This window comes from Chamaesiphon polymorphus CCALA 037, from assembly GCF_003003845.1.
GTDB classification, from domain to species: domain Bacteria; phylum Cyanobacteriota; class Cyanobacteriia; order Cyanobacteriales; family Chamaesiphonaceae; genus Chamaesiphon; species Chamaesiphon polymorphus.
In genome coordinates, this window is record NZ_PVWO01000416.1 from 1 (window position 1) to 5,307 (window position 5,307).

General features: G+C 44.8%; 4 protein-coding genes. All 4 read left to right on the forward strand.

The features are described from left to right. Window positions 1-185: 185 nt before the first annotated feature. The 4 genes from C7B77_RS23250 to C7B77_RS23265 all read left to right on the forward strand — a co-directional run bounded on the left by C7B77_RS23250 (window position 186) and on the right by C7B77_RS23265 (window position 5,139). On the forward strand, window positions 186-1,427 hold the full coding sequence (locus C7B77_RS23250; RefSeq protein WP_219892255.1) for a glycosyltransferase family protein: 1,242 nt from the start codon (window positions 186-188) through the stop codon (window positions 1,425-1,427). Window positions 1,428-1,467: 40 nt separating this feature from the next. Further along, on the forward strand, window positions 1,468-2,682 hold the full coding sequence (locus C7B77_RS23255) for a glycosyltransferase family protein (protein ID WP_106310531.1): 1,215 nt from the start codon (window positions 1,468-1,470) through the stop codon (window positions 2,680-2,682). Between the two features lie 16 nt (window positions 2,683-2,698). Continuing rightward, a complete protein-coding gene (locus tag C7B77_RS23260) occupies window positions 2,699-3,934 on the forward strand; it encodes a glycosyltransferase family protein (protein WP_245894336.1) in 1,236 nt (411 codons plus the stop codon). A 68-nt stretch (window positions 3,935-4,002) separates the two neighbouring features. After that, a complete protein-coding gene (locus C7B77_RS23265; RefSeq protein WP_106310534.1) occupies window positions 4,003-5,139 on the forward strand; it encodes a glycosyltransferase family 2 protein in 1,137 nt (378 codons plus the stop codon). Window positions 5,140-5,307: the final 168 nt, after the last annotated feature.

Here is a 5,307-nt window from a genome sequence, read left to right on the forward strand (position 1 = left end):
CCCAGATCTGGAGTCAACGATTTTCCGCCGTTGACTTTTCAGTAGCTATTTATACAAAAAGATCGTGTTGTTGATGAGATAAATCTCATCAAATCTTCATAGAGGATTAATAAGAGTTTGCGATTATGTAAATAAGGTAAACATCCGAACTCATTCAACCGATTTACCTCTATCCAGAGCAGATTATGAAACTATTAGTTTATTCCCACGATGCCTATGGGTTGGGTAATATCTGTCGAATGTTGGCTATCTGTCATCACCTCCTCGATACGATTCCCAACTTATCAATCCTAGTATTATCGGGTTCGCCGATGCTGCATAGCTTTCGGTTGCCAGCCGGACTCGACTACCTCAAACTTCCCTGTCTGCACCGAGACGAGAATGGCGATTTGTCGGCAAAATATCTCAAACTCGATATGAAGCAGACTGTAAAGCTGCGGTGCAATCTGATTCGGATTGCGGCTCTAAATTTTCGACCCGATGTAGTACTAGTCGATAAAAAGCCGTTCGGACTGCAAGACGAACTCAAAAAAACGATCGAAACGCTCCGCGTCGTTAGCCCAGCAACTAAGTGGGTGTTGCTACTAAGAGATATTTTGGATGCTCCCGAAAAGACAGTTGCTGAGTGGCAATCACTCGATAGTTATCGAGCCATCGAGCAGTTTTATCATCAAGTTTTGGTAGTGGGTACGCCAGAAGTATTTAATACCTGCGCCGAATACCAATTTTCGCCACAGATGCTCTCGAAATCGATCTATTGCGGTTACATCCGCCGCCAACAGGCGCGCAAGCACAGCGAACTGTTGCGACGGGAATTGAATTTAGCTCCAGGCGATCGGTGCGTACTCGTTACCGCAGGTGGTGGCGAGGATGGGTATCCCCTGATTCACGCTTACCTGGAGGGTTTATCAACGCTACCAGCCGATTATCAACTCAAAAGTTTGGTAGTGTGCGGGCCAGAAATGTCCACAAAGGAGCGAGCGACGCTATTCCAGATGGCCGCACAGCATCCGCAAGTCATCATCAGTGAGTTTACCGACGATTTGATGAGTTACATCGAAGTCGCCGATACGGTGGTGGCGATGGGTGGCTACAACACTTTTTGTGAAATCTTATCCGCTCAAAAACCATCGATTATCGTGCCGCGAGTGAAGCCGACTGAAGAACAAGTCATTCGCGCTCGCAAAATGGCGGAACTGGGATTACTCGAAATGATTCACCCTACCGAACTAACTCCAGCAGTTTTAATCGATAAACTAGTTCATCAATTAAACAATCCGAGTTATTACACCAGCAATATCAAAAAAGTAGATTTGGATGCGCTGCCTCGGATTACTCAGAGTATTGCTACAGCGATTCCACCGCAATTGGTAAAGGGAGAATTGCAAAGATTCCCAGAGCATTGGATGAAATGTCTTTCAGCTTAATCTCGATCGAATCTAGTATTTTATCAGTTATCGCAAGTTCATGAAAAAGATTCTATTTTATTGTCAAAACTTATTAGGGATGGGGCATCTAGTCCGCACGACTGAATTGATGAGAGAACTCGTCAAAACGTTTGAAGTTTGCCTGATTGAGGGCGGACAAAAAGTTGCTGGATTTGAAATGCTCCCAGAAGTTGAAGTCATTCAATTACCGACGATTCAAGTTGAGGTATTTGATTCGCTGCAAGTTGGCAAGCAGCTTCAAGTCATAGGTAGCACTATGAGCTTGGAAGAAGTCAAGGAGTTTCGGCAACAGAAACTGATCGAAGTATTCGATCGATTTCAACCCGATGTGCTGATTACCGAAGGCTACCCCTTTAGTAAAAATAAGGCATTAGCCTTTGAAATGGTGCCCTTGTTAGAACATGTCAGAAAATCCGATCGAGCGACCCAGGTAATTTGCAGTTTGCGCGATATTATTATGGTCAAAGAATTTGCCGATCGGGCTGCTGAAGAAAAGAGGCGTTGTGAATTTGTCAACCAGTATTATGACGCTATTCTACTTCATTCCGATCCGACAATTCATCGATTAGAAGACAATATTTCTAATGCTGGTAGTTTAACTTGCCCCGTTCATTATACTGGCTATGTGGTGCAGTCCGAACCCGAGCGAGTCGAATTCGATCTCACAGATCTAGCACTGCTTAACGATCCAACTCCTAAGATTGTTGTCAGTGTTGGCGGCGGCAAACTCGGACACGATTTGTTAGAGAGTATCATTCACGCTGCACCACTAATCCAGCAAGAAACTAATCATAGAATTGTAATTTTTGCTGGGCCATTAATGGATGAATCCAAATATCAAGAGCTAGTAAAATTAGCACAAGGCAAGACAAATATCAACCTGCGTCGATTTACACCCAGTTTGATCGCCTATCTCGATCGAGCAGATCTATCGATTAGCTTGGGTGGTTACAACACTACTATGAATGTCTTGAAAACTAGTGTTAAGTCGATAATTTATCCATCTGACAAAGACCGAGAACAGGCAATTAGAGCAGAAAAACTAGAACAGTTGGGTTTACTAAAAATTCTAGATAAATCTGAATTAGAGCCAGAGCTGTTAGCAAAAACAATCGTCGATTATTTAACTGAAGAATCAACACTAGATTTAGAAAATCCTCTTCAGCTCAATGGTGCAAAACAAGCATCGGCAATTCTCCAGAACTTGCTCGAACCTAATTTAATAGCTGCATAGTCCGAGGAGATAATTCATGAAAAAAATCTTATTTTACTGCCAATATCATTTAGGGATGGGTCATCTCGTCCGCAGTGTCCAAATATTACGGAGTCTGGCTACAGAATTTGAGATTTGTTTTGTCAAAGGTGGTACCGAAGTTGAAGGTTTGAATTTACCCGCCAATATTCAGGTAGTGACATTACCAACTTTACTATCCGAACATCGTCAGCTTAAAGTTGCCGATCCATCTCAAGATCTAGAGACAGTCAAGCAACAACGAGTAATCACCTTATTAAACATCTTTGATGAATTTCAGCCAGACTGCCTGATGATTGAAGGCTATCCATTCAAAAAATATCAGTTTGAATTTGAATCGATTCCGTTATTAGAAAGAGTCAAGGCTGCTAAGAAAGATATTAAAGTTGTCTGTAGCTTGCGCGATGTCGTAATGGCGCAACCGTATCTCGATCGAGATGAAGTAATTGCCACAACTTGCGACAGGCTGAATCGATATTTCGATCTGTTATTAATTCACTCAGATCCGCAATTTCATCGGTTAGAAGAAAGCTTCCCCGCCGTCGCTGATATTAAATGTCCGATTCAGTATACCGGATTTGTCGCTCAACCGCTGACGGAAGTATCTACCACAACGCCAGAAGATGCGATCGATCTAGCCCGAACCAATCCGACGATTTTAATTAGCGTCGGTGGCGGACAACTAGGACACGATTTACTCGATGCAGCGGTGGAGGTTAGTCCGATTTTAACCGCACGATTGCCCGATCATCATGTGCAAGTATTTACCGGGCCATTTATCTCGATCGATCGATTTCAATCATTATCGATCGCGGCATCGGGACAAAATAATCTCACACTGAGAAAGTTTACATCTCAATTTCTGACGTATATGCAAAAATCGAAACTTTCAATTAGTTTGGGTGGATACAATACTACGATGAACATTCTGCGGACTGGTGTTAATTCGATGATTTTACCATCGAATAAAGATTGGGAGCAGATGGTTAGGGCTGAAAAATTAGCAAAAATGGGCATCTTAGAACTTCTAGAGCCAGCCGATCTTCAGCCCCAACAATTCGCCGACAAAATCGTGCGATCGATTGAAACGTGGCAGAGTCCCACTCTGTCCAAACCATTCGATCTCGATGGTGCCCAGAAAACGAAGATTGCGATCGAGAATTTGCTCGCATCGCAGACAACGCCGCCGATTGAAATCGGGGCTGGTGTTGCAAAGTCCGCCTACGCGGACTAATAGATTCAGAGGAGACTTTAACCTCTAGATAATTTTTACCTCAAACTATTATTAATTGGAGCTTGACCATGACTACGACTTTACCGTTAGAAACCGCCAACATTGCCAACTCGAACGAACAACCAATGGTAACGATTGTCGTCGTGCCTCGCGAACGCTTTAGTTATTCTCAACAATCCTTAGAAAGTGTTTACGCTGAGACAGATTATCCCTTTGAATTGGTATATGTAGACGGTGGATCTTCCCCCGAACTCAAAGCTTATTTAGAAACACAATCGCGCGAAAAACAATTCAAACTGATTCGCACCGAACATTTCCTCTCACCCAATCGCGCCCGCAATATCGGCATCCAAGCCGCACGCGGTAAATACATCGTCTTTGTCGATAATGATGTCCTCGTCCAAAAAGGCTGGCTGCAAAAATTGGTAGAGTGCGCCGAAGAAACTGACGCAACCGTAGTTGGCACCCTCACCTGTATCGATAGCCCCGTCCATGAAGTCGTCCACAATGGCGGCGGTACGACCTACATCGAAGTTCGCACCGAAGGCAACAAAACGGGTCGCTATGCCGTTCAAAAAAGCTATTTGGAAGGAAAACGCGTCTCGAAGATTGCCAACGAACTAACCCGCTTTAAGTGCGAGTTTGTGGAGTTTCACACCGCCTTAGTCCGCAAATCCTTCTTTGACGAACACGGCTTGCTCGATGAAGGCTTACTCAGTACGCGGGAGCATATCGATCTGTGCTTATGTGCGGCGAAAGTTGGCGGTACTGTCTATTGCGAACGATCGAGCATCGTCACTTATATGACTGGTGCAGAATTCGATTGGTACGACTACACTTACTTCAGCTTGCGCTGGAGCGATGCTTGGGATTTGGCGAGTTTCGACCATTTCCGCACCAAATGGGGTGTCGAAGAAGATTGGTACTTCCACCGTCGTTACAATCGCCTCGGTCGTCGCCGCTATCGCGCCCTGATGCGCCCGATTATCAGCCGCTTCCCACTCAAGGATAAGCGTAGTGATTTCGCTGATTGGCTGCAAGTAGTCGAGCGTCCGATTAATAACTTTATCAGCGATCGATATGCCCGTTTACATGATTATGCTAGCCACAGTCTGGGCTTGCGTCGATCGCAACGCTTGAAAGATGGGATGAAATTTGAGAAGCCATCGAAGGCAGAGGCGGAGTCAGAATTAGAGTCGGTTTAAGTTACTGCGTAGATCTACCCACCCCGCCCTACGGGCACCCCTCTGAGGAGGGGATTTTCACCCCAAACCTACGGTTTGGTTGAACGAATGTGAAACCCAACCATCCCACAAATTGATTCCCGTTGCGCAGCTAATGCGAAGCGCGATCCGATCCCCACAGATCGACCC

What these genes read in the sequence shown, in the direction of transcription:
- C7B77_RS23250 (WP_219892255.1), top strand. Translation starts at nt 186, where the DNA reads ATGAAACTATTAGTTTATTCCCACGATGCCTATGGGTTGGGTAATATC.
- C7B77_RS23255 (WP_106310531.1), top strand. Translation starts at nt 1,468, where the DNA reads ATGAAAAAGATTCTATTTTATTGTCAAAACTTATTAGGGATGGGGCAT.
- C7B77_RS23260 (WP_245894336.1), top strand. Translation starts at nt 2,699, where the DNA reads ATGAAAAAAATCTTATTTTACTGCCAATATCATTTAGGGATGGGTCAT.
- C7B77_RS23265 (WP_106310534.1), top strand. Translation starts at nt 4,003, where the DNA reads ATGACTACGACTTTACCGTTAGAAACCGCCAACATTGCCAACTCGAAC.